This is a genomic window from Actinomadura luzonensis (genome assembly GCF_022664455.2).
GTDB classification, from domain to species: domain Bacteria; phylum Actinomycetota; class Actinomycetes; order Streptosporangiales; family Streptosporangiaceae; genus Nonomuraea; species Nonomuraea luzonensis.
This window is the reverse complement of the sequence record NZ_JAKRKC020000002.1, coordinates 865,783-888,824: the sequence shown is the minus strand read 5'-3', so window position 1 is coordinate 888,824 and position 23,042 is coordinate 865,783. Positions and strand designations below refer to the sequence as shown.

At 75.7% G+C, this 23,042-nt stretch carries 21 protein-coding genes and 1 pseudogene; 14 read left to right on the top strand and 8 right to left on the bottom strand.

All coding sequences use genetic code 11. The features are described 5' to 3' along the window. Positions 1-116: 116 nt before the first annotated feature. The 10 genes from MF672_RS34325 (at position 117) to MF672_RS34280 (ending at position 7,121) form a co-directional block, all read left to right on the top strand. Positions 117-905, top strand: a complete 789-nt coding sequence (locus MF672_RS34325) for a hypothetical protein (RefSeq protein WP_242377438.1) — start codon at positions 117-119, stop codon at positions 903-905. Positions 906-964: 59 nt separating this feature from the next. Next, the gene (locus tag MF672_RS34320) at positions 965-1,627 is read left to right on the top strand and encodes a DUF1345 domain-containing protein (protein ID WP_247815561.1); all 663 of its coding nucleotides are present in this window, start codon (positions 965-967) and stop codon (positions 1,625-1,627) included. Continuing rightward, a complete protein-coding gene (locus MF672_RS34315) occupies positions 1,624-2,028 on the top strand; it encodes an STAS domain-containing protein (RefSeq protein WP_242377364.1) in 405 nt (134 codons plus the stop codon). Before MF672_RS34320 ends, MF672_RS34315 begins: the two co-directional genes overlap by 4 nt. A 91-nt stretch (positions 2,029-2,119) precedes the next feature. Continuing rightward, a complete protein-coding gene (locus MF672_RS34310; RefSeq protein ID WP_242377362.1) occupies positions 2,120-2,572 on the top strand; it encodes an SPW repeat protein in 453 nt (150 codons plus the stop codon). 169 nt (positions 2,573-2,741) lie between these two features. After that, a complete protein-coding gene (locus tag MF672_RS34305) occupies positions 2,742-3,746 on the top strand; it encodes a TerC/Alx family metal homeostasis membrane protein (protein ID WP_242377360.1) in 1,005 nt (334 codons plus the stop codon). A gap of 153 nt (positions 3,747-3,899) precedes the next feature. Beyond that, positions 3,900-4,337 carry a hypothetical protein gene (locus MF672_RS34300; RefSeq protein ID WP_242377358.1) on the top strand — a complete coding sequence of 146 codons (438 nt, stop codon included), beginning with the start codon at positions 3,900-3,902 and terminating at the stop codon, positions 4,335-4,337. Beyond that, the gene (locus tag MF672_RS34295) at positions 4,334-5,563 is read left to right on the top strand and encodes an Nramp family divalent metal transporter (protein WP_242377356.1); all 1,230 of its coding nucleotides are present in this window, start codon (positions 4,334-4,336) and stop codon (positions 5,561-5,563) included. Before MF672_RS34300 ends, MF672_RS34295 begins: the two co-directional genes overlap by 4 nt. Further along, a complete protein-coding gene (locus tag MF672_RS34290) occupies positions 5,560-5,940 on the top strand; it encodes a hypothetical protein (RefSeq protein WP_242377354.1) in 381 nt (126 codons plus the stop codon). The genes MF672_RS34295 and MF672_RS34290 overlap by 4 nt, the downstream gene beginning before the upstream one ends. Next, positions 5,927-6,280, top strand: a complete 354-nt coding sequence (locus MF672_RS34285) for a hypothetical protein (protein ID WP_242377352.1) — start codon at positions 5,927-5,929, stop codon at positions 6,278-6,280. Before MF672_RS34290 ends, MF672_RS34285 begins: the two co-directional genes overlap by 14 nt. Before the next feature lie 76 nt (positions 6,281-6,356). Further along, positions 6,357-7,121, top strand: coding sequence for an alpha/beta fold hydrolase (locus MF672_RS34280; RefSeq protein WP_242377350.1), 765 nt, complete (start codon positions 6,357-6,359; stop codon positions 7,119-7,121). A gap of 11 nt (positions 7,122-7,132) precedes the next feature. On the opposite strand, the gene MF672_RS34275 is transcribed toward MF672_RS34280, so the two are convergent. The 3 genes from MF672_RS34275 to MF672_RS34265 all read right to left on the bottom strand — a co-directional run bounded on the left by MF672_RS34275 (position 7,133) and on the right by MF672_RS34265 (position 12,867). Further along, entirely contained in the window at positions 7,133-8,995 is a 1,863-nt protein-coding gene (locus MF672_RS34275; RefSeq protein ID WP_242377348.1) for an ABC transporter ATP-binding protein, read from the bottom strand. A 114-nt stretch (positions 8,996-9,109) separates the two neighbouring features. Continuing rightward, a complete protein-coding gene (locus MF672_RS34270) occupies positions 9,110-12,094 on the bottom strand; it encodes a poly(A) polymerase (RefSeq protein WP_242377345.1) in 2,985 nt (994 codons plus the stop codon). Further along, the gene (locus MF672_RS34265) at positions 12,094-12,867 is read right to left on the bottom strand and encodes an AAA family ATPase (protein ID WP_247815764.1); all 774 of its coding nucleotides are present in this window, start codon (positions 12,865-12,867) and stop codon (positions 12,094-12,096) included. Before MF672_RS34265 ends, MF672_RS34270 begins: the two co-directional genes overlap by 1 nt. Here MF672_RS34265 and MF672_RS34260 point away from each other — a divergent pair. Then, positions 12,859-13,287 carry a hypothetical protein gene (locus tag MF672_RS34260; protein ID WP_247815776.1) on the top strand — a complete coding sequence of 143 codons (429 nt, stop codon included), beginning with the start codon at positions 12,859-12,861 and terminating at the stop codon, positions 13,285-13,287. The genes MF672_RS34265 and MF672_RS34260 overlap by 9 nt on opposite strands. A 193-nt stretch (positions 13,288-13,480) precedes the next feature. Here the strand turns inward: MF672_RS34260 and MF672_RS34255 are convergent. Together MF672_RS34255 and MF672_RS34250 are read right to left on the bottom strand one after the other, a co-directional pair. Next, positions 13,481-13,969: pseudogene (locus tag MF672_RS34255) on the bottom strand (RNA ligase family protein); the annotation flags it as partial. A 72-nt stretch (positions 13,970-14,041) separates the two neighbouring features. Continuing rightward, positions 14,042-15,277 carry an MFS transporter gene (locus MF672_RS34250; protein ID WP_242384017.1) on the bottom strand — a complete coding sequence of 412 codons (1,236 nt, stop codon included), beginning with the start codon at positions 15,275-15,277 and terminating at the stop codon, positions 14,042-14,044. An 87-nt stretch (positions 15,278-15,364) separates the two neighbouring features. Here MF672_RS34250 and MF672_RS34245 point away from each other — a divergent pair, with 87 nt between their 5' ends. Continuing rightward, complete coding sequence (locus MF672_RS34245) at positions 15,365-15,952, top strand: TetR/AcrR family transcriptional regulator (protein ID WP_247815560.1); 588 nt, start codon at positions 15,365-15,367, stop codon at positions 15,950-15,952. 80 nt (positions 15,953-16,032) lie between these two features. Here MF672_RS34245 and MF672_RS34240 read toward each other — a convergent pair whose 3' ends face one another. After that, positions 16,033-17,145, bottom strand: coding sequence for a pectate lyase (locus MF672_RS34240; protein ID WP_247815559.1), 1,113 nt, complete (start codon positions 17,143-17,145; stop codon positions 16,033-16,035). Positions 17,146-17,905: 760 nt separating this feature from the next. Continuing rightward, the gene (locus MF672_RS34235; protein WP_247815558.1) at positions 17,906-19,267 is read right to left on the bottom strand and encodes an FAD-binding oxidoreductase; all 1,362 of its coding nucleotides are present in this window, start codon (positions 19,265-19,267) and stop codon (positions 17,906-17,908) included. 194 nt (positions 19,268-19,461) lie between these two features. Here MF672_RS34235 and MF672_RS34230 point away from each other — a divergent pair, with 194 nt between their 5' ends. Continuing rightward, entirely contained in the window at positions 19,462-19,857 is a 396-nt protein-coding gene (locus MF672_RS34230) for a helix-turn-helix domain-containing protein (protein WP_242381083.1), read from the top strand. On the opposite strand, the gene MF672_RS34225 is transcribed toward MF672_RS34230, so the two are convergent. After that, positions 19,811-22,243, bottom strand: a complete 2,433-nt coding sequence (locus MF672_RS34225; RefSeq protein ID WP_242381084.1) for an acetyl-CoA acetyltransferase — start codon at positions 22,241-22,243, stop codon at positions 19,811-19,813. The two genes, MF672_RS34230 and MF672_RS34225, sit on opposite strands and share 47 nt — an antisense overlap. Before the next feature lie 171 nt (positions 22,244-22,414). On the opposite strand from MF672_RS34225, the gene MF672_RS34220 reads away from it, so the two are divergent. Further along, positions 22,415-23,041: a TetR/AcrR family transcriptional regulator gene (locus MF672_RS34220; RefSeq protein WP_242381085.1), complete on the top strand. Its 627-nt coding sequence runs from the start codon at positions 22,415-22,417 to the stop codon at positions 23,039-23,041. Position 23,042 lies beyond the last annotated feature (1 nt).

Sequence of the window (23,042 nt, the reverse complement as noted above, 5' to 3'; positions counted from 1 at the left end):
GTGGCGGGCTCCGCGGCCAGGCAGGACTGCCGTTCCCGCCACTGCCGGTCCGGCCCGGCGGCCGGTCAAGCTCGTGGACATGAGGCAGGCGGCACGGCACCGGAGGCGGGCCGGCCATGGGTGACGCCGAGGCGTTCGCCCGCGAGTTCCGGCCGGTCCCCCCGGCGCGGCCGGGGGTGTGCCGCATCTGCCACGCCGCCGGGCCCGAGGCGTCCGGCGCCGGGAGTTCCGGCCCGCGGGTCACCGGCGCGGGCGCCTGCGCGGGCTGCCGACGCACGATCGGCGGCCTGCGCGGCCACACCGAGCACGTCGTGCCGATCACGCTGACCGCCAGGAACACCCGCCTGTACGACGTGGTGACCCAGCGCAGGGAGCCGCCCGGCGGCCGGCGCGGGCGTCTCGACCTGCTCGCCGCCACCGTCGCCCGCTTCCACCAGCGGCACGCCGCCTGCCTGGAGCGGGCGGCCGGCGGCCCGTTCACGCTGGTGGCCACCGTCCCCAGCACCCGCGCCGAGCGGCCGATCGAGGCGTTCGACCCGATGGCGGCGGTGGTGGCCAGGGTCGCCGCCCTGGCCGGCCGCCACCGGCCGCTGCTGCTGGAGCGGGTGGACAGCGAGCCGGGCGCTGCCGCCGGCGACGCCTTCCGGGTGCGCGGCGGCGGGCTGGAGGGGGCGCGGACGCTGCTGGTGGACGACCTGTTCGTGTCCGGGGCGCGGGTGCAGCACGCGGCCTCCGCGCTGCTCGCGGCGGGGGCGGCGGCCGTGGTGGCGCTGGTGGTCGCGCGGCTGGTCGAGCCCGCCGCCGCCGACCCGTGCGGCGCGGCGATCTGGCGGGAGGCGGGCCGGCGCCCGTTCGACTTCGTACGCTGCTGCGTCTGCGACGCGGCCCCGTGGGAGATCACCTGAGCGGGCGGGCGGCGCTAGCCTGGACCGGACGCGGTGGGCGAGCGGAGGGTTTCCCTGTGGTGCGGCCGAAGCAGATGTCCGGGCTGATGGGGGCGGCCGCGCGGCGGACCGCGGAGATCGCCCTCGTGACCGGGGCGGTCCTCATGGCCGGGTCCGCGGCGCTGGTGCCGCTGCCGTTCGTGCCGCTGATCGGCTGGGACGGCGCCGCCCTGGCGTTCCTCGCGGTCACCTGGTGGCGGATCGGCCGGCTCGACGGCCCCGCGACCGCCGCCGACGTCGTCCGCGAGGACCCCTCGCGGGCCGGCGCGGACCTCGTGGTGCTGGTCGCCGCGGTGGCCAGCCTGGCCGCCGTCGGCTACCTGCTGGTGCAGGTGGACAACCCGGAGGAACTGGTGCTGCACGTCGGGCTCGGCGTGGCCAGCGTGGTCGCCTCGTGGGCGGTCGTGCACACCGTCTTCACGCTGCGCTACGCGCGCCTGTACTACTCCGAGGGCGCGGGCGGCGGGGTGGACTTCCACGACGACGAGCCGGGGGCGCGGCCCCGCTTCACCGACTTCGCCTACCTGGCCTTCACCGTCGGGATGACGTTCCAGGTCTCCGATACCGAGCTGAACACGCCGGGCTTCCGGGCGACGGTGCTGCGCCAGGCGCTGCTGTCGTACCTGTTCGGCACCGTCATCGTGGCGCTGACCATCAACCTGGTCGCGGGCCTGGGCCGGTGAGGCCGCCCGGCGAGCCCCCGCCCGGCGGCCGGCTGGAGGTCGGCGACCGACCGGCCGGCGACCAGGTGATCGTGGTGACCGTCAGCGGGCCGCTCGACCTGGACACCTGCCCCGTCCTGCAGGCCGGGCTGGCGCGGGCGCTGGCGGCGCGCCGGCCGCCGCTGGTCGCGATCGACCTGAGCGGGCTCACGTCCGCCGACTCCCACGGGCTGGCCGTGCTGCTCGCGGCCGAGCGGCACGCGCGCACGGCGGGCGGCGGGCTCGTCGTCTTCGGCGTCGGCCCGCTCCCCCGCCGGATCTTCCGCGACCGCGGCCTGGACCGGGTCCTGGACATCCAGCCGACCCCGGCCGAGGCCGTGCGGCGGCTGGAGCGGGCAGGCCGCGACCGCTCCTTTGAATAGGCCCCTCACCTGGGGTATGGGCCCGTTAGGCACCACGATCCGCGCACTTTCGGGAAGGCGGTGCACGATGGTCCGTTCAGCGGGGACGCGGATGCGTCCCGACACGGCGGAGACGCGGCAGCACTACGACGAGGCGGCCTGCCGGGCCGGCTTCCAGGCGCTCGACGGGCTCACGCTGCTCGCCGGGCTCTACCTGGCGATCTCGCCCTGGGTGGCGCAGTTCGCCGTCCTGGCCAGGCTGTCGTTCAGCAACCTCGTCACGGGGCTCGCGCTGGCCGCCCTGGCCTTCGGCTTCGCCGCGGCCTACGGGCGCACGCACGGGCTGAGCTGGGTGGCGCCGGTGATCGGCGTGTGGACGATCGTCTCGCCCTGGGTCATGTACGGCGGCGCCGCCCCGGCCACGGCGGTCTGGAGCAACGTCGTCGTGGGCCTGTGGATCGTCCTGATGGGGCTGGCCGCGGCGGGGATCACGGCGAGCGCCCGCAGCGCGCCCCGGCCCAGGGTGAGCGGGCTCCGGGAGAGGGCTACCCGATCGTCCCCTTGACCGGAGGTTCAGGTATGTCCGGATCTGGTCTAGGCTCAGCGTGGCGAGGGGAGTACTTCACAAGCGCCGATCCGGTCAGTACGGACGTACCTGAGCGTCCCCGGACGGCCGCCCGTCACCCCCGGGCGAAGGAGACCTCGAACGGCTGAGTCACGTTCGAGGAGGTTCTATGCCCCTGGGGACATTGTCGGCTGCGCCCGCGCCGGGCAGCATCGCGTCCGTCACGCTCTGGACGGTCACCGTCGCCGCCCTGCTCCTGCTGCTCGCGATCGACATCTTCCTGACCCGCCGCCCGCACGAGGTCCGCATGCGCGAGGCCGTCGGCTGGTCGGTGTTCTACCTGGTGCTGCCGGTGCTGTTCGGCTTCTACCTGTGGGCCGCCTTCGACGGCGGCGTCGCGGTCGAGTTCTTCACCGGGTGGGTGGTGGAGAAGTCGCTGTCGGTGGACAACCTGTTCGTGTTCATGCTGCTGCTGGCCGCCTTCGCGGTGCCGGCCGAGCTGACCCAGCGGGTGCTGCTGTACGGGATCGTCGGGGCGCTGGTGCTGCGCGCGGCCTTCATCGCGCTGGGCGCGGCGGCGCTGCAGAGCGGCACGTGGGCGTTCCTGCTGTTCGGCGCGGTGCTGATCCTGACCGCCGGGAAGGTGCTCAGGGAGGCCCGCAGGGGCGAGGCGCACGAGGTGGACATCGACGCCATGCGCAGCGTCCGGCTGCTGCGCCGGCTCGTCCCGGTCTCCCCCCGCTACCAGGGCTTCAAGCTCGTGGTGCGCGACGGCGGCCGGCTCGCGGTCACGCCGCTGGCGCTGACCACCGTGGCGGTGTTCGCCACCGACATCGTCTTCGCCGTCGACTCGGTGCCCGCCGTGTACGGGGTGACCGACGACCCGTTCATCGTCTTCGCCACGAACGCGTTCGCGCTGCTCGGCCTGCGGGCCCTGTACTTCGTGCTGCGCGGCGCGCTGGCCCGGCTGCGGCACCTCAACTACGGGCTGGCCGTCATCCTGGCCTTCATCGGCGTCAAGCTGGTGCTGCACTGGGCGCACGGCGTGTGGGCCTGGATGCCGGAGATCCCGACCCTGGCCTCGCTCGGCGTCATCGTCACGGTGCTGTTCACCGTGACGATCACCAGCCTGCGGGCCGAGCGCGTCCCGCGCCCGCCGGCCGCCGACGCCTGAACGGCCCCGCCGACGCCCGTTCCGGGTGACTGAACGGTCACGCTCCGGGCAGTTGACGGTCATGATGGACGAAGGGCTGGTCCTGCTGGCGGCGTGGGGGCAGTTCCTGGCGCTGCTGGGCGTGCTGGCCTACCTGCTGCTGCGGCGGCGCACGTGAAGGCGGCCGGAGGCACTCTCGCGGTCGCGCTGGCGCTGGCCGTGGCGGGCTGTTCGAGCCCGGCCTGGAACGACCGCGACTACGAGCTGAAGGCCGCCGCCTCGGCGGGGACGGCGGCCTCGGCCGTCGGCGCCGCCCGGCTGGCCGTGGCCGGCGGCGACCGGCTCACCCGGCCGTACCTGAAGGTGGTGCTGACCGGGGCGGCCGAGCAGGTGCAGGGCGTCAACGACCAGTTCGGCGGGGTGCAGCCGCCCTCCGAGCGGGCCCAGGAGCTGGGCGAGGCCCTGCTGCGGGTGACCGAGCGGGCCGAGAAGACCGTCTCCGGCCTGCTCGTGCAGGTCAGGCGCGACCGCGTGCGCGACCCCGGCGCGGCGGTGCGCGACCTCGCCGCGATCGGCGAGAGCCTGCGGCGCTTCGAGGACGAGCACGGATGAGGAAGCTGCTCGGCATCACCCTCGGCATCCTGACCGCGATCGGCGGGTTCGTGGACATCGGCGACCTGGTCGCCAACGCCCTGGTCGGCTCCCGCTTCGGGATGTCGCTGGCGTGGGTCGTGGTGCTGGGCGTGCTCGGCATCTGCGTCTTCGCCGAAATGTCCGGGCGGATCGCGGCGGTGTCCGGGCGGGCGGTGTTCGACCTGGTGCGCGAACGGCTCGGGCCGAAGGCGGGGCTGGTCAACCTGGCGGCCTCGTTCGTCATCCTGGGGCTGACGGTGGCGGCCGAGATCGGCGGCGCGGCGCTGGCCCTGGAGCTGGCCACCGGCGTCAACTACCTGCTGTGGGTGCCGGGCGTGGCGTTCGTCGCCTGGTTGGTGATGTGGCGGGTGAGGTTCGAGACGCTGGAGCGCGTCTTCGGGCTGTGCGGGCTGGCGCTGGTGGTCTTCGTGGTCGCGCTGTGGCGGCTCGGGCCCGACTGGGGGCAGCTCTGGCACCAGGCCGCGCGGCCCGCGCCACCGCCCGACGAGGGCGTGCCGACCTACTTCTACTACGCGATCGCGCTGCTCGGCGGGGCGATGACGCCGTACGAGGTGTTCTTCTTCTCCTCCGGCGGCGTGGAGGAGAAATGGCGGCCGGGCGACCTGGCGATCTCGCGGGCCAACGTGTTCGTCGGCTTCCCGCTCGGCGGGCTGCTGTCGCTGGCCATCGCCGCCTGCGCGGCCACGGTGTTCCTGCCGTCGGGCGTGCAGGTGGACACACTGGACCAGATGGTGCTGCCGGTCGCGCTCGGCGCCGGGCAGATCGGGCTGGCGCTGGTGATCCTCGGCGTGTTCGCCGCCACGTTCGGCGCGACGCTGGAGGTGGCGCTGTCGTCGGGGTACTGCCTGAGCCAGTACTTCGGGTGGCAGTGGGGCAAGTTCGTGCGGCCCAGGGAGGCGGCCAGGTTCCACGCCACCGTCCTCGTGGTGATGGTGGTGGCGACCGCGCTCATCCTCACCACCGTCGACCCGATCATGGTGACGGAGTACTCGCTGATCTTCTCGGCGGCGGCGCTGCCGCTGACGTACCTGCCGGTGCTGATGATCGCCAACGATCGCGACTACCTGGGCGACAAGGTCAACGGCAGGCTCTCGAACGTTCTGGGGACGGCTTTCATGATCCTTCTCGTGGTGGTGTCGGCCGCGGCCGTGCCGCTCATGCTGGCCACGAAGGCGGGGCAGTGAGCGGGCCGGCCCGGGTGCTGCACGCCCAGCTCCACCTGCTGGACCGGCAGCTCGTGCACGACGGCGACGGCCGGCTGGTGGGCAAGGTGGACGACCTGGAGCTGGACTTCGACGAGCAGGGGCGGCCGTACGTGACGGCGATCCTCATGGGGCCGCTCGCGCTCGGGCCGCGCGTCGGCGGCGTGCTCGGCCGGCTCATGGCCGGCGCGGCCCGGCTGCTCGGCGCGCAGGCGCCGCCGCGCGTCCCGATGGCGGACGTCAGCCGCGTCGCGAGCGCCGTGCACGTCGCCGGCGACCTGGAGCCCGCCGCGCTCGAACGCTGGGTGCGCGAGCACGTCGTCCGCCCCATCCCGGGAGCGCGCCATGAGAGTGAGTGACCTCATCGCCCGGCCGGTGCGCGACAGCGCCGGCCGGACCCTCGGCCAGGTCGCCGACCTGCGGCTGGTGCAGGACGGGCCGATGCTGCGGCAGGTGCAGCACGCCTTCCGGGTGGCGGGGCTGATCGTCGCCGCCCGGCACACCGGCCGGCTGTTCGGCTACGAGCGCGGCCCGGCGATCAAGGGCCCGTGGCTGGTGCGGGCGCTGCTGGGACGGCTGCACCGCGACACCTGTTACGTGCCGTGGGAGCAGGTGGACCGGCTCGACGGCGAGGCCGTCGTGCTGCGCGTCGGCCGGGCCGACCTGATGCCGGTGGGCGAGCTGTACCGCGAGAAGTGAGCGCGGCGCGGGCCCTCGGCGTGATCGCCTCGCGGTTACCATCGCGGGAGGAACCCCCGCGAAAGGACGCCGCGCCATGCCGACCTTCACCGCCGACGACGGCGTCCCCATCGCCTACGAGCTGTGGGAGCGGGACTCCGCCCTGCCTCTGGTGCTGCTCCACCACGGCTTCGCCGCCGACGGGCGGGTGGACTGGGAGGCCCCCGGCACCGTGGACACGCTGACCGCCGCCGGCCGCCGGGTCGCCACGATCGACGCGCGCGGCCACGGCCGTTCCGGCAAGCCCCGCGACCCCGCCCGCTACGGCGAGGCCCGCATGTCCCGCGACGTGCGGGCGCTGGCCGACCTGCTCGGCGAGCCCGCCTACGACCTGGCCGGCTACTCGATGGGCGCCGTCGTCGCCCTGCTGACCGCCGCGCACGACCGGCGGGTGCGGCGGCTCGTGGTGGGCGGCGTCGGCGCGGCGGTGGTCGAGCTGGGCGGCGTGGACACCCGGGTGCTCGGCCCGCACACCCTCCGCGACGCCCTGCGCGCCGACGACCCGGCCGCCGTCACCCATCCGGCGGCGGCCGCGTTCCGGGCGTTCGTGGACGCCGTCGGCGGCGACCGGGCCGCGCTCGCCGCCCAGGCCGCCGCCGTGCACGACCGGCCGATCCCGCTCGACGCCGTCACGGCGCCGGCGCTCGTCCTGGCCGGCGACCGGGACGAGCTGGCCGCCCGGCCGGAGGTGCTCGCCGGGGCGATCCCGGGCGCGCGGCTGCGGCTCGTGCCCGGCGACCACGGCGGCGCGCTCCGCGACCCCGCCTTCGTCAAGGAGCTGGTCGCCTTCCTCAACGGGTGACGGGGCCGGGCTCAGGCGGTCATCTCGCGGCGGCCGAGGGCGTCGGCGTCCTCCGGCAGGTCCGACAGGTCGTCCTCGGCGAGGAAGCCGCCCGACTGGTGGCTCCAGAGCCGGGCGTAGGGGCCCTGCGCCCGCAGCAGCTCGCTGTGGGTGCCCTGCTCCACGATCCGGCCGCGGTTGAGCACGACGAGCCGGTCCATCCGGACCACCGTGCTCAGCCGGTGCGCCACCACGATCGCCGTGCGGTCCTGCATCAGCCGCCACAGCGCCTCCTGGACGAGGATCTCGCTCTCGGAGTCGAGGGCGCTGGTGGCCTCGTCCAGCAGCAGGATCGGCGCGTCGCGCAGGATGGCGCGGGCGAGCGCGACGCGCTGCCGCTGCCCGCCGGACAGCTTGACCCCGCGCTCCCCCACCAGCGTGTCGAACCCCTCCGGCAGGGCCTCGACGAACTCCGTGACGTGCGCCGCCCGGGCCGCCCGCAGGATCTCGGCCTCGCTCGCGCCCGGCCGGGCGAAGGCGATGTTGTCGCGCACCGACCGGTGGAACATGGCCGGCTCCTGCGGGACGTAGGCGATCAGGCCGCGCAGGTCGGCCTGGCGCAGCCGGGCGATGTCCTGGCCGCCGACCAGGATGCGGCCGCCGTCGACGTCCATGAGACGCAGCAGCAGCCGGGTGAGCGTGGTCTTGCCGCCGCCGGACTGCCCGACCAGGCCGATCTTGGTGCCGCTGGGGATGTCGAGGTCCAGGTCGCGGAAGAGCGGCTCGCCGTCGGAGTAGCCGAAGCGCACGTGCTCGAAGCGCACGCCCGCGTCGGCCGGGCGCAACGGCTGCGGCTCGGCCGGGTCGACCACGGTCGGCGGCTCCAGCAGCAGCTTGGTGAACTGGGCGGCCTCGGTGAGCACGCTCTCGATGCGCCGGTAGATCTGGTTGAACTCGAACATGATGCTGATCGTGTTGGTGTAGTACGTGAACGTCACCACGATCGCCTCCACGCCGAGCCCGCCGCGCAGCGCCACCGCCAGCAGCAGGCCCACTGCGCTGGTCAGCACCGACAGGGGCGCGACGACGGTGTCGACCCGCAGGTTGCCGTAGTCCCAGGAGCGCAGCGACAGCCGGCCCTGCTCGGCGACCCGCGCCCGGTGCTCGGCCGCCTCGCGGTCCTCGGCGGCGAACGCCCGGACGGTGTCCATGTTGGTCAGCACGTCGGCGACATGGCCCGACACCAGCACCTTGGCGGCCTCGCGGGCGTCCACCAGCGCCTGGCGGCGGCGGATGAGCGGCGCGACGAGGAGACCGGTGACGACGATGAGGCCCAGCAGCACCAGGACGAGCAGCGGGTGGTAGCGCCACAGCACCACCGAGGCGAAGCCCAGCGGCACCACCTTCGCCATGATCGAGAAGGTGAGCGTGTCGGCGAACTCCTCGAACCTGGAGGAGAACCCCAGCACCCGCTTGGTCAGCGACCCGGCGAAGTTGTTGTGGAAGAACGCGGCGTCCTTGGCCAGCAGCTCGTCCATGCCGACGACGCCGAGGCGTTCGATGCCGCGGGCGTCGGTGCGGTTGAGGAAGTGCAGGCCGAGACGCCACAGCGCCTCACCCGCCAGCAGCAGCCCGGCGAAGCCGAGGACGTAGGGCAGCAGCGCCCCGAGGTCGCCGTCCGCGCCGCCGGCCAGGTGCCCGACGAGCCCGGCCACCGCCAGCGGCGCCAGGTAGAACAGGCAGATGTTGCCGAGCGCGGGCAGCGTCAGGGCGGGCAGCGCCACCCGCCACTGCCGGCGCAGCTCGCCGCAGTAGTGGCGCAGCGCGAGCAGGACCGCCGCTTTCCTGGTGGATGATCGCCCTTCGGAGCCTGCGAGTGTCCCGAGCACGCTCATCCGCCCTCCCGAATGCCGACGCCGCCCTGCCATGCTGCCCCAGTGGCCCTGCGGGGGCGAGTGATTTTCCGGCGGGGAGCGGCTGGCCCCACGGTGACGCGCGTGTCACGACCCTCAGGTCAGGGTGGGCACGGCGGCGCCGTCGAGGCGGGTGACCGTGACGCCCGGCAGGCCCCTGGCCCAGGGGGTGGCGAGCGCGGCGAGCCGGGCGGCGTCCGGGGGCGTGCGGCCCAGGCCGACGGCGTAGCGGGCCGAGCGGGGGCCCGCCTCGAAGGGGCGGGGCCAGGCGTGCGCGTCGGGGACGCCGGACTCGTGGAGGGCGGTGAGCAGGTCCAGCAGGCGGCCGCGGGCGCGGCCGAGCGCCGGCGCGAACGTCTCGGGGCGGTCGGCCTCGACGGCGATCACGGCCCAGGCGGCGTGGCGGCGGTGCAGGGGCGGGGGCGCGCACAGGCCGTCGCGGTCGCCGCCGCCTTCGCCCTCGCCGCCGCCTTCGCCTCCGTCTCCGTCGATGAGCTCCCATGCCTGGTAGAGCTCGTGGGTGAGCAGGTCGAGGGTGCCCGAGGAGACCTGGCGGGCGCAGTTGCGGGCAGGGGCGCTGGGGGTCAGCACCGTCATCGGGGACGGCGGCGACGGGACGGCCGGGGTGAGGGCGACGGGGTCGCGCCAGTCCCAGGCGGCCCACGTGCTGAAGAAGCGGGCCAGGAGATCCTGCTCGCCTGTGGCGGCGGTGGTCCCGGCGTCCATGATCGTGCGGGCGCAGAGCACCGCCCAGGCCAGGCCGGGCAGGCCGCCGAACGGGGCGGAGTCCAGGCCCTTGGCCCGGGCCCACGCCTTCACCTGGCGGGCGAGGCGGGTGAAGCGCGGGTACGCGGGGCCGGTGGCGGCGCGCACGGCGTCCGCGTCGCTGACCGCGCTCAGCGCGACGGCCGCCGCCTCGCCCAGCTCGGCTCGCCGGTCCAGGGCCTGCTCCGGAGGGATCCGGGCGGTGGGGACCAGGGTGAGGTCGACGTCCAGGCCGGACACGTGCAGGCGCAGGCCGGGCACCCGCGCGCCCGTCACCCGCCGCAACCGGACCGCCTCCGGCAGCGCCTCCCGTATCCGCGCCGCCACGCCGGTGGCGGGCCCCGCGTCGGCGCCGGGCCACGGGGAGGGGGCGTCCGCGGGCTCGCCGGCGCCGGGGAGGGCCGCGACGAGATCCAGGTCGGCGCCGGGGAGCGCGCAGCCCATCCGGCGGGAGCCCGCGATGTGCACCACCCCGGGGCGCAGCGCCTCCGTCACCCGCCGGGCGACCTCGTCCGCCACGCGGTCGAGAGCGGGCGCGGAAGGGCCCGGCGCAGAGGAGCCGGCCGCCGGAAGGGCCGTCGCCGGAGGGCCGGGGAGCCAGTGGAGGTCGCCGGTGCCCAGGGTGAGCAGGGCGCGGGGCCGCATCGGCTCGTCGGCGCGGCGGGACAGCAGCACGAGGTGGCCGACACGGGCCGTCATCGCCTCCAGCCGGACGTCCAGCGCGTGCGGGCCGGGCGCGCGGCCCAGGGTGAGGTGCGGGGTGAAGGCGTCCGGGCGGCCGGCGCAGCGGGGGAAGCGCCGCAGCAGCGCCTGGCGGAGCCGGGCCCAGGGCGCGGCCCCGGCGGCGGCCGGGTCGAGCCAGACGGTGGCCTCGCCGCGGTGCCGGAAGGCCCGCACGCCCTCCAGCCGCGCCGGGAAGGGCTCGACCTCGGCGGCGGCGGCCGACAGCAGCGGCGCCGCCGCCTCGAACGCGTGCTCGGGCACGAACCCGAACAGCAGGTTCACGTGCGGCGGCCACCTGTCCACCTGCGGGTCATGGGCCCGGCGGACCTCCTGGAGAGCCGGCCACAGCTCCTCCGGCGGCAGCCACGCCACGGCGGTGCGCGCGGTCGGCGGCACGTCCAGCACGCCGCCGGGTTCGCCGCCCGTCACGTCCAGGACGGCCGCCACCCCGTAGTGGTCGGAGACGTACAGGCCGCCCGGGCCGGGGGCGTCGCCGAGCAGGGCCGTCCCCAGGGTGCGGAGCCGGCCGCGCAGCAGCACACGGTCCAGCCGGGCGGCCCGCCCGGACAACGAGGACAGTGCGGCGAGCGGGTTGGCGCCCGGGTCGAAGGTGGGAGTGTCGTCGCCGGGCCCGCGCGCCTCCGTCCAGGCGTCGCGGAGCCCGAGCGCCGTGGTGGGGACGTCGGTGCCGTCGTTGAAGTCGCCCACGAGCACCAGGTCGCCGTCCACGCCGGCCAGCGCCTCGGCGATCCTGGCCAGCTCGGCCCGCCGCCGCGCCGCGCCGCCGGCGGTGTGGTCGCTGGTCAGGTGGGTGGCGGCGACGACGAGCGGCCCGGCGGCGGTCTCGACGGCGAGCGCGGCGAGCGCCTTGTGCGGGCCGAGCGCATGGGAACCGGCCTCGCGCACCGGCAGGCGGCTGAGCAGCAGCAGGCCGGTGTCGGCGACGTCCTCGCCGCCGGGGCCGGTGCCGATCGTGTAGCGGGCCCGCACCCACGGGGCCGCCAGCAGCAGCTCCAGCAGGCCGGGCTCGGCCTCCTGGAGCGCGATGACGTCCGCGTCGGCCGCCTCCAGCGCGGCCAGCAGCAGGGGGCGGCGGCGGGCGGTGTCGATGCGGTCGCCGTCGTAGCGGTCCCACAGGGTGTTCCAGGTCAGGACGCGCACGGACGTCCGCGCGGGCGTCGCCGCGGAGGTCGCCCCGGAGGTCGCCGGGGAGGTCGCCGGGGAGGTGGTCGGGGAGGTCGGCGCGGGCCGCCGCCCCTCCCCCGCCGGGACCGGCCGCCACCCCGTGGCCGGGTCGAAGGCGTGCGGGGTCGCGGCGGTGAAGAACGGGGCGCGCAGCAGGCGCGGGTCACGGGCGCGGCCGGCGTCGGCGTCGTCGAGCCGGTCCAGGCCGGTGGCGCGGTCCCAGACCAGCTCGCCGTCCGCCTCGACGAACAGCACCCGGTGCCACGGGACGTCGCCGCCGGGCGTGAACGCGGGCAGCGGCACCCGCTTGGGCGCGGCGTCGCGCTGGCCGACGCCGAGCACGAAGCGCGACGGGTCGAAGCGCGGGTCCCAGCGGACCCGGTGGTAGATCTCCTCGCTGGTGCGCATCACGCCTCCTCGGCGTCCAGGGAGCCGGCCACGTCCTCGACGCCGCCGGACGCGCCGACGTACCAGGTGCGGTGGGCCTGGCCGGGGTACGGCGGGACGAACCAGCGCGCCTGCGCGGCCAGCACGTGCGGCGGCACGGGGTGCGGCCGGCGGGCGTTGCGGCGGTGCAGCTCGTCCTCGGCGACGAGCGCGACGGCGTGCGTGACCAGCGCGTCGCGGCGCGACGCCACGGCGCCGACCATCGAGCGCTGCTGCGGGGTGAGCGACGTGGCGTCCCACACGACCGTGCCGCCGGCGGCGAGCGCGGCGTCGAGCCCGGCCAGGCCGTCGCCGAGCACCTGCGCGTTGGCGCGCTGGTCGGAGCGGGAGCCGCGGGCCTGGCGCAGGTCGTCCAGCGACAGGTACGCGGCCACGCCGGGCAGACCGGCCGCGAACGTGCTCTTGCCGCTGCCGGACGGCCCGATCAGGTGCACCAGCCGCGGGAAACGCCCGGACCGCCACCGCCAGGTCGCGGCCACGGCCTCCCCGGGCGTGGCGACGCGGCCCCGCGCCCAGCTCTCGCGGGCCTCGGCCCAGCAGCGGTCGGCCGCGCCGGGGTCGAGCGCGGCGAACGCCTCGCGCAGCGCGGCCCGCAGCGGCTCCAGCGGGGACGGCTCCAGCAGCCCGGCGTCCTCGGCGTACAGGGCCGACCATTCGAGCTGTTCGCGCGCTTCGTCCGTCTCCGGGCCGGCGGGGCGGGCGGCGAGCACGGCCGCGGCGACCGCGTGCAGCACTCCGAGGTCGGCGGCGACCGCCAGGCGGGCCAGGCCGGCGCGGCGCTCCTCGTCGGGGTACGGGCGGTGCAGGACGGCCTGCAGGCCGGCCAGGTCGGCCGTCCGGCGGGCCGCCGGCAGGCCGAGCGGCCCGGCGAGGAGGGTGGCCAGGCGGGGGCGGGGCGTGGTGTGCAGGGCGGCGGCCAGGACGCCGGCCAGGCGGGCGTCGCCGTACCTGCCGAGGGCGTCGAGCCGCGCGGCCGCCTCGGCTGCCGCGACCGGCGGCCTCCAGCGCCGCCCGCGCCCCGGCGGGCGCGGCGGGCGCGGCGGGCGCGGCCTCGGCGTCGGTCGGCGCGCCGCCCGCTGTCCCGGCGGCCAGGGTCCCGGTGGCCAGGGTTCCAGCGGCGGTCCCGGCGGTTCCGGTTTCCGGGGGCGGGGTGAGGGCCGTGAGGAGGGCGGGCAGGTCGGGGTCGGCGCCCGCGCGGACCGCCCAGAGGGCCGCGGCCGGGCCGAGCCCGTTGGGCACGACGGGGGCGTGCATCCAGTGCGTGCCGGTCCGTACGTGCGCGGGCCGCACCCACTTGGCCACCCGCCCCGCGAACTCCTCCCGCCCGAACCCGTCGGCGGTCCTGACGACGTACCCCTCCTGCCGCGCGGTGTCCAGCCGCAGCCCGCGCAGCGCCCGCTCGTCGAAGATCCCGCGCCACAGCACCGGCGGCGCCGGCACGCCGAGCCGCCGCCGCAGGAACGCCACCGTGCGGTCCCAGTCCAGGCACCGGTCGCCGTCCCAGACGGAGAAGCCGTAGAACCAGCTCTCCAGCTCCTCGTACGCGATCGAGTGCCGGGCGTAGGTGTTCTCCCCGCACACCCGCCAGCCGGCCGGGATGCGTGCCGCGAGCCGCCCGTGCAGTCCCTTGAGCCAGGCCCGGGACGGGTGGTGCCCGGAGTCGGGTGACCGCGCGTGCAGGCCGTCGGCGTACAGGGTGGTGTTCTCCCCGTCGAGCTTCTCGGTGACGACGACCTCGCGCCCGCGCAGCCCGGACAGGTCGCCGGCGCGCACGTCGTCGGACGTCGCGCCGGGCGACCAGGGCAGGTGCGGGGTCCGCGGGTAGTGCACGCGCATGATCCCCTCCCCCTGACGCCCGGCGTCACTGTACAAGCGGCCGGCGGGCCGGCTCCATCGAATAACCGCGGCTCACGCGCCGCGCGGCGCGGCGATCGGGGCGCGGCCGGGGCGGGCGGAGGCGAGGACGGCCAGGGCCGCCGCCGCCATGCCGGCCGCCAGCCCGTACGTGAGCGGGGTGAAGCCGTCGAAGACGGCGGCGAGCTGCGGGCCGACGCTGCCGCCGACCGCGAGGGCGAAGGAGAACAGCGCCAGCGCCGTGCCGCGGGCCTGTCCCGCGCGGGCGGAGACGGCCTCGTTCATGCTGGGCAGGCCGCCGGTGATGGCGGCGACGTACAGGGTGAGCAGGAGCACCAGCCCGGCGCCGGCCGCGGCGGTGACGCCCATGACGGCCAGGGACGCGGCGGCGACGGCGAGGAACGCCGCCGCCCGGACCGGCCCCGCGAGGCGGGCCAGCCACGGCATGAGCACCGGCATCAGGACGATCGCCGGCAGCCCGGAGGCGCGCAGCGCGAGCAGCCCGGCGGCCGAGGCGCCGCCGTGGATCTGCAGCCCGGTGTAGACGGCGACGAAGCCCGCCATCAGCACGACGGTGGCGAGGTAGCGCAGCGCCAGGACGGGGTCGAGCAGCAGGCCGGGGACGGCGCGGTAGGCCGACAGCAGCGAGCCGCCGTGCCCGCGCGGCAGGTCGGGCAGCATGACCGCGCGCACCCCCAGCGCCGCCAGCAGGAGCCCGGCCCCCGACAGCAGGAACAGCCCCCGCCACCCGGTCACGCCCACCAGGAGCTGGGCGGCCACCTGCAACACCACCGCCGAGGCGAGGAACGCGGCGGTCACGGCGGCGATCGCGGCCACCCGCCGGCGCGGGTCCAGCCGTTCGGCCACATAGGCGAGCCCGGCCGGCGGGAACATGGCCACCGCCACCCCTTGCACCGCGCGCAGGGCCAACGCCGTCTCAGGGTTGGGGCTCACCGCCACCAGCGCGGTCGTCACGGCGGCGAGCGGCAGGCCGATCATCAGCAGGCGGCGGCGTCCGTAGCGGTCGGACAACGGGCCGAACACCAGGAACCCGGCGGCGTACCCGGCGCCGAACGCCGTCACCAGCCAGGTCAGCGCGCCCGCCGAGGCGTGCCAGCCGGCCGCCATGTCGTGCAGGAGCGGGATCACGATGTAGAGCTGGCCGCTGACCAGCACGGCCGTCGCGACGAAGGCGGCGAGGGTGCGGCCGAAAGGGGCGTACGCGGGGGTGTGCGCGGGAGTGGCCGGGGCGGGCTCGGGCCTGGGCGGCCGGTTCACGATCAGTGTCATGTCCCAGGACGCTAGCCAACCAACCAGTTGGACGTCAACCGTCCAGTTGGAATCCAACCAACCCGTTGGGTGGGCTAGGATGGCGGCATGGCAGCTTCGAAGGTCTCCACCGCCGCCACCCGCGCCGCCCTGCTGGAGGCCGCGCGGGAGGAGTTCTCCGCGTACGGCGTCGCCGGCGCGCGCGTCGACCGCATCGCCGAGCGCGCGGGCGTCAACAAGGAGCGCATCTACGGCCACTTCGGCAACAAGGAGAAGCTGTTCGACGAGGTCGTCAAGGAGGCGCTGGACGACCTGACCGCCCAGATGGCGCTGCCCGGCGACGACCCGGTCGACTACGTCGCCAAGCTGACCGACTACTACCACACGCACCCCGACCTGGTGCGGCTGCTGATGTGGGAGGCGCTCAACTACCGGGGGCAGGAGCTGCTGGCCGGGCAGGAGGCGCGCGTGGAGCGGTGCGCGCGCAAGTCGGCGTCGCTGGCGGAGGGCCTGGGCGTGGAGCCGTCGGCGGCGACGGCCCGGCTGCTGTTCACGCTGACCGGGCTGGCGTTGTTCCCGTCGATGATGCCGCAGCTCGGCCGCATCGTCCTGGGGTCCGCGGCCGACGACCACGAGGCGCTGCGCGAGCAGATCGCCGCCTTCGTCGCCGCCGCGCTGCGGCCCGCGAAGCCCTGACGCGTTCCCGCCCTGACGCGTTCCCGCCCTGACGCGCGGCGAGGGCCGGGGCGGCGCCGCCCCGGCCCTGCTGCAACGGGTTACCGGTAGGTGATGTCGGAGGCGGAGTAGATGCAGTTCACGCCGTCCGCGCCCTCCCCGATCTTGGTGGGTTCGCTGCCCTTGGGCACGCCCTTGTACTTCTCGCAGATCACGGCGCTGCCGTAGACGGTGATGCGGCTGAAGCGCGCGGTGTCGCCCCAGTTGGTGTTGATGCCGGCCAGCACCTTGGTCGAGCGGGCGGTGACGCCGTTCATGACCACGTGCCGCTGGTAGGAGGTCGAGCAGTTGCCGCACGCCCGGTACAGCTTGCCGGAGCTGTGCACCTGGAAGTTCCTGATCGTGACGGTGCCGGCGCCGTTGTGCTGGAAGACCTTGTCGGAGGCCGACTTGGCGCCGCCCCCGTCCACCAGGTACGTGGCCGAGGAACTGGAGCTCAGGAACGTGGCGGCGTCCTCGCCGACGTCGTTCCACCACACGTTGCGGATGGTGCACGAGCCGAGGCAGTGGATGCCGTCGCCGGCCGGGGCGTCGATGATGACGTTCTGGATGGTGCCGCCGTTGGCCACCTCGAACATCGGGTCCTGACTCTCGCTCTGGCCGCCGTCGCCGATGCCGTAGTAGCTCTTCATGCCGCCGTCGAAGTTGGTGACCTGCTGCGTGTCGGAGAGCTTGACGCTGCCGGTGGCGGTCGGCCACGGCCCGCTGCCGTCACCGCCGCCGCTCGTCGGGGTGACGGTGGGGGTGGCGGTCGGGGTCGAGGTCGGGGTGGTGGTGGGGGTGCCGCCGGCGGGGCGCAGGGTCCATTGCTTGGTGGCGACGGAGTCGCAGGAGTTCTGCTGGAGCGGGGCGCCGGCGGTGGTGGCGTTGTCCTTGACGTTGAGGCATTTGCCGCCGTTGGCGTTGACGAGGCGGTAGGCGTTGCCGGAGGCGGTCAGTTGCCAGGTCTGGGAGGTGGCGCCGGTGCAGGTTTCCTGCTGGACGGGTTTGCCGGCGCTGGTGGAGGCGTCGCGGACGCCGGCGCATTTGCCGCTGTGGGCGGCGGTGAGCCGGTAGCCGGCGCCGGTGGTGGTGAGGGTGAAGATCTGGCCGGCGGTGCCGGTGCAGGTGTTCTGGGCCAGTTGCACGCCGTCGGCGGTGCTGGCGCCGGGCACGCTCGCGCACAGGCCGCTGCCAGGCGTTGACCAGGGTGTAGGCGCCGTCGGCGGGTGCGGCGGCGGCGGGGCTGCCGAGCACGGCGACCAGGCCGCCCGCGGCCAGCACACCACCGGCCATTACGGCCGCGAACCTGCGGCGGGGTGAGGGTGTTCTACGCACGTCGAACTCCGTCCGAGCATGGAGGGACCAGGAACCCGGTGATCGGCCGGGCGCGGGTAAGCGCTTTCCCAAGTGCGGCTCAGTCAAGCACGGCCCGGCCCGGCGGTGAAGATCCCGCCCTGCAACCCCTGCAAGCGACGCGCCACCCGCTGCAACTGCCGGCAGCGGCCCTGATGCCGGCCCTGGTCAGGACGCTGCGTCGTGGTGGCCGCGACGCCGTCCCGGCGATGAAAGTTTCACCCGCGCAGCGGATCAGCGTCCCGCGCGGGGAAGCGCAGTCCCTCGCTCCACCTCGCGCCAAGGTGCCGGGGGGTGGCTCCGGTCTCGCGCGGCGCGCGCCACGGTCATCGCGGCCGATCGGCTCGGGACGGCGGCGGCGCCGTTCCCCGGCGGCCACGGCGGGTTCGGCACGCACGCGCAGGCGTTCGCCGCGGCACTGCGCCAGGCGCGCGCGGACGAGAGGAACGCGCGTGCGCCGACACCGTCATCCCGCGCGGGCCGAAGCACCGCCACGACATCACGAAGCACGTCGAGCGCGCCGCGCCCGGGCAGGAGCGGTGCGAGGTCATGTGGGCCGGGCGTCCGCGGGCCCCCGGCTCAGAGGATCTTGCCGGGGTTGAGTATCCCGGCCGGGTCCAGGGCCGCCTTCACCGCGCGATGCAGCTCCAGCACGTCCTCGCCCAGCTCGGCCCGCATGCCGCGCTTCTTCAGCAGGCCGACGCCGTGCTCGCCGGTGACCGTGCCGCCGAGCGCGACGGCGTCGTCGAGGATCGCCTCGAAGGCCCGCTGCGCCCGTTCCCTGGCCGCCTCGTCGCCCGCCGGGACGACGATCAGCGGGTGCAGGTTGCCGTCGCCGGCGTGCGCGATGTTGGCGATGTGCACGTCGTGCGCGTGGGCGTGCTCCTCGATGCGGCCCAGCATGTCGGGCACCAGCCCGCGCGGCACGCAGACGTCCTCGGTCAGCACCGGCCCGAGCCGTTCGAGCGCGGGATAGGCGAGCCGGCGCGCGGCGAACAGCGCCTCGGCCTCCTCGGCGTCCGTCGAGCGGGTGCTCCACGTCGCGCCGGCCCGGTCGAAGCAGCCCTGGAGCGCCGCGGCCTCGCCGTCGTCGCCGGTGTCGACGCGGCCGAGCAGCAGCACGTCCCCGAGGTCGGCCAGCCCCATGTTCCGCCACTCGTCGACGGCCCGCAGGCAGTAGCGGTCGACCAGCTCCAGCGCGGCCGGGACGATCCCCGACGCGGCCACGGCGGCGACCGCCCGCCCGGCCGCCACGAGCGAGCCGAACGCGCCGACCACCGTCCTCGGCGCGCCGCCCGGCAGCCGCAGCAGCCGCACGGTGATCTCGGTGATCACGCCCAGCGTGCCCTCCGACCCGACGAACAGCGCGGCCAGGTCGTAGCCGGCCACGCCCTTCCTGGTGCGCCGGCCCAGCCGGACGAGCTTGCCCGTGCCGGTCACCACCTGAAGGCCGAGCACGTAGTCGCGGGTCACGCCGTACTTGACGCAGCAGACGCCGCCCGCGTTGGTGGCGGTGTTGCCGCCGATGGTGGACCACGGCGAGCTGGCCGGGTCGGGCGGGTACCACAGGCCGTGCTCGGCGGCGGCGGCCCGCAGGCGGTCGTTGACGACGCCGGGCTGGACGACGGCGAGCTGCTCGCCGGGGTCGATCTCCAGGATGCGGTCCAGGCCGTCGAGGGCCAGCAGCACGCACCCGTCCACGGCGTTCGCGCCGCCGGACAGGCCGGTGCCCGCGCCGCGCGGCACGACCGGGACGCCGTGCGCGGCGCAGGCCGCCACCACCGCGCGCACCTGCTCGGCGTCGGCCGGCCGGACCAGCGCGAGCGGCCGGCCCACGGGCGCCCAGGCGGCCTGGTCACGGGCGTAGGCGGCGAGGACGTCCGCGTCCTGGACGATCCGCTCGGGCGGCACGGCCGCCGCCAGGGCCTCGATGAAGTGCACGGACGCCACCGTAACAACCGCCCCTCCCGCTGCGGCGCGGACCGCCCGCCAAATCGGCCGACGTTCGCAAAAATCAGGACACGCGAGGTCGGCGCCGTTGCCGCGTCCCCCGTCCCCGGCGAAAAGTGGGGTCCGGCCGGCGCACCGAAGGCACGGCGCCGGCGACCGGCTGGGAGGAGAGAGAGCCTGTGCGGATGCTCGCGACCATCACCGTGGCCACCCCCGTGGCCATCCCCGTGGCCATCCCCGGCGCGGAGCCGGTTCCCACGGGAGCGGAACCGGCACTCGGCACGCTGCTGCGCGCCTGGCGGGAGCGGTCACTGCTGACGCAGGAGGAGCTGGCGGAGCGGTCGGGGCTGGCCTCGCGCACGATCAGGCGGCTGGAGTCGGGCGAGCTGCGGCGTCCGCGCAGCACGTCGGTGCGGCTGCTCGCGCGGGCGCTGGAGCTGGAGGAGGCGGAGCTGGCCGTGTTGGCGGAGGCCGCCGCCCGGCGGCCGGTCGCGCTCACGGTCACGCTCCTTTACGTTGTAGATTCCGAAGAGGTCAGCGGTTGCGCCAGCGCGGCCTGCGCTTCTGCGCGAACGCGGTGACGCCCTCGGCCGCGTCGTCGCTGACCATCAGCTCATCCAGCGCGGCGGAGGGCCGGGTGACGGCGTCGACCACGTCGGGCACTCCCCTGGTCTCGGCCATGATCTGCAGGGACGCCCGGACCGAGGTGGGCGAGCTCTCCAGGATCTCCGCGGCCAGCTCGCGGGCGCCCTCCAGCGCCTTGCCCGGCTCGGTCACCCGGTTGACCAGCCCGTGGCCGAGCGCTTCCGCCGCGGTGAGCCGGCGGCCGGTGAGGATCAGCTCGGTGGCCAGCTTCTCCGGCAGCGCGCGCGGCAGCCGCACCAGGCCGCCCGCGGCCGCGACCAGGCCGATCCTGGCCTCGCTCAGCGCGAAGCGGGCCGTGGCGTCGGCCACGACCAGGTGGCAGGCGAGGGCGATCTCGAACCCGCCGCCCATGGCGTAGCCGTTGACCGCCGCGATGACCGGCTTGGGCAGGTCGCGGCGGGCGGTCAGCCCGGCGAAGCCGTTCTTCGGCACCCACACCGGCTGCCCCGAGGCCTGGTGGAGCAGGTCGTCGCCGGCGGAGAACGCCTGCTCGCCCGCGCCGGTGAGGATCGCCACCCACAGCTCGGGGTCGGCGAAGAAGGCGTCGAAGACCTGGTCGAGCTCGTCGTTGGCGGCCGGGTGCAGGCTGTTGCGGCGCTCCGGCCGGTTGATGACGACCTCCAGCACGTGGCCGTCGCGGCGCGTCAGCACGTGCTCGTAGTCCTCGCGGAGCACGGCCGGCCGGGGCGGGAACAGCTCGTCCATCCGCTCCCTGGTCACCGCGACCCGGTTGCCGGAGCCGAAGGACCGGGCGTAGACCCGCCGCCCGATCGGCTCGCCGGTGCTCAGCAGGCCGAGCGTGTCGTCGTCGCCGTCGGCGGTGGTGGCCAGGAAGCGGCGCCCGCCGGCCTCCAGGCGGCCGACGACGATGCCGGTGCGGCGGCCGTCGCGGGCGTGCTTGACGGTGTAGGTCTCGATCGTCGCCCAGCCGTCGGCGTGCAGCACGTGCTCGACGCCGGGCCAGGAGTCGAGCTCGGCCTGGAGCCGCGCGCCGCCGTCCGGCCGCCAGGGGGCGGGCGCGGTGGAGTAGACGCCGACGGAGTACTTGCTCAGCGAGCCGCCGTTGGCGCCGACCATCCCGTACGCGCCCGGCTCGGCCCGCAGCCGGTGCGCCAGCTCGGCGATGGCGTGCATCGAGTAGTTGTTGCCCGCGCCGCCGAAGAACGGCAGGCCACCGGTCACGGTCAGCTCGCGGGAGCCGTCCGCGGGCAGGCCGAGCCCGTCGCAGACGTTGAGGACCGCGATCGGGAAGCAGCTGTAGAGGTCGATCGCGGCCAGGTCGCCGGCGCGCACGCCGGCCTGCTCCAGCGCGTGCCGGGCGGCCAGCACCGCGGCCGGGCTGGCGCTGAGGTCGGCCCGCTCCAGCAGGTCGCGCTCGCGCAGGTCGGCGTGGCCGTGCAGGAACACCCACCGGTCCCTGGGGACGCCGAGCCGCCGCGCCTCGGCCACGGACATCAGCAGCACCGCGGCGCCCTGGTTGACCTTCTCGCGGGCGACCAGGTAGCGGGTGTAGGGCTCGGCGATGTACCGGTTGGCCGGGGTCGGCGTGATCAGCTCCTCGGCGGTGCGCTCGACCGGGGCGGCGGCGTACGGGTTGGCGGCGGCGACCTTGGTGAAGGGGGCGAACAGCGCGCCCATGGCGGCCGCGTACTCCTCCCGGGTGCGGCCGAGCCGAGCCCGGCGGGCGTTGTCGAACAGGGCGTACTGGCTGGGCGCGTCGGTCAGCCCGTGCGCGGCCTGGTACCGCGAGGCCAGGCCCTTCAGCCCGTAGCCGCGGTCCTCCAGGTCGCCCTCGACCTCCTCGCTGAAGTCGGGCCGGTCCTCGGCCCTCGCCAGGTGCCGCACGGTGGAGATGGCCTCGGCGCCGAACAGCAGCGCCACGTCCGCCCCGCCGGCGGCGATCGTCCCGGCCAGCTCGTTGACCAGGTGCTGCGGGGACTGGCCGCCGACGACCTCCAGGATCGCCCGCCGGGGCGCCGCGCCGAGCCGGGCGGCGACCGAACGGGGGAAGTTGGACGACCTGCCGAGCGGGGCCCGCGCGCCGGGCGCGGAGATTTCGAACTGGCGCACCCCGGCCACCGTGTCGACGGCCGCGACGATCCCCGCGACGATCTCTGCGGCGGCCTCTGCGGCGTCCTCGCCGTCCTCGGCTTTTCCGCCGTCCCCGGCCTTCCCGGCGGCGTCGGCGACGGCCCGGCGGGCCGCCTCGGCGGCCAGCTCGACGGGCGACAGGCGCCGGTAGCCGGGCTCGCCGATGCGTTCGGCCGCCTGCCCCGCCCCGACCAGCACCGGTGTGCGGGGATCGATGTCCTCCTCGATCATCCTCGCCCTCCCGAGCGCACTGCCTGGCCTTATTTATAGACGTATATAGTCCCAAACAAGGCGACATTAGTCTTCCGCGACAGGCGGGGCAAGCAACGGCACGGCGTCCGCGCACGCGGCGGCGGCCGCCCCGCGGCCTCGCTAGGGTTTCTCCCCGAGGAGGTGTCCCTCGTGTCCAAACCCGCGGCCGCCGTCGGGCCCGGACGCCCGCGCGACGCGGAGGTCGACCGCAAGGCGCTGCGGGCGGCCGTCCAGCTCTACGCCGAGCTGGGCTGGGCCAAGTTCACCGTCGACGCGGTGGTGCGGCGGGCCGGCATCGGCAAGGCCGCCGTCTACCGCCGCTGGCCCACCCGCGAACGGCTGATCACCGACGCCCTGGAGCAGGCGCTGGTGCTGCCCGCCATCACCATCGACACCGGCAGCCTGGAGGCGGACCTGCGCGAGCTGGCCCGCTCCACGATGGACCACCACCTGGGCCCGTACGGGCTGGCCGGGCTGCGGCTGCACGTCGAGGCGCACGCCTATCCCGAGCTGTTCGCGGAGCTGGCCGCCCGGCTGCGGCACAGCCGCGTGCTGGAGGCCCGGGCGATCATCCGGCGCGCCATCGCGCGGGGCGAGCTGGGCGAGCACGCCTCCCCCACGCTCATCCTGGACACGCTGCTCGGCGGCATACTCAACCACGTCCTGGCCACGCCGGAGGAGCTGCGCGCCGAGATGGCGGCGCGCAGCCCCCGCTACGTGGACGAGATCACCGCGTTCGTGCTGACGGCGGCCAAGGCCGTCCACCCGGCGCCCTGAC

Coding starts and splice junctions, on each gene's coding strand:
- MF672_RS34245 (WP_247815560.1), top strand. CDS start 15,365: ATGGCAGCTTCGAAGGTCTCCACCGCCGCCACCCGCGCCGCCCTGCTG.
- MF672_RS34305 (WP_242377360.1), top strand. CDS start 2,742: ATGCCCCTGGGGACATTGTCGGCTGCGCCCGCGCCGGGCAGCATCGCG.
- MF672_RS34250 (WP_242384017.1), bottom strand. CDS start 15,277: ATGACACTGATCGTGAACCGGCCGCCCAGGCCCGAGCCCGCCCCGGCC.
- MF672_RS34275 (WP_242377348.1), bottom strand. CDS start 8,995: ATGAGCGTGCTCGGGACACTCGCAGGCTCCGAAGGGCGATCATCCACC.
- MF672_RS34270 (WP_242377345.1), bottom strand. CDS start 12,094: ATGCGCACCAGCGAGGAGATCTACCACCGGGTCCGCTGGGACCCGCGC.
- MF672_RS34325 (WP_242377438.1), top strand. CDS start 117: ATGGGTGACGCCGAGGCGTTCGCCCGCGAGTTCCGGCCGGTCCCCCCG.
- MF672_RS34280 (WP_242377350.1), top strand. CDS start 6,357: ATGCCGACCTTCACCGCCGACGACGGCGTCCCCATCGCCTACGAGCTG.
- MF672_RS34230 (WP_242381083.1), top strand. CDS start 19,462: ATGCTCGCGACCATCACCGTGGCCACCCCCGTGGCCATCCCCGTGGCC.
- MF672_RS34225 (WP_242381084.1), bottom strand. CDS start 22,243: ATGATCGAGGAGGACATCGATCCCCGCACACCGGTGCTGGTCGGGGCG.
- MF672_RS34285 (WP_242377352.1), top strand. CDS start 5,927: ATGAGAGTGAGTGACCTCATCGCCCGGCCGGTGCGCGACAGCGCCGGC.
- MF672_RS34295 (WP_242377356.1), top strand. CDS start 4,334: ATGAGGAAGCTGCTCGGCATCACCCTCGGCATCCTGACCGCGATCGGC.
- MF672_RS34310 (WP_242377362.1), top strand. CDS start 2,120: ATGCGTCCCGACACGGCGGAGACGCGGCAGCACTACGACGAGGCGGCC.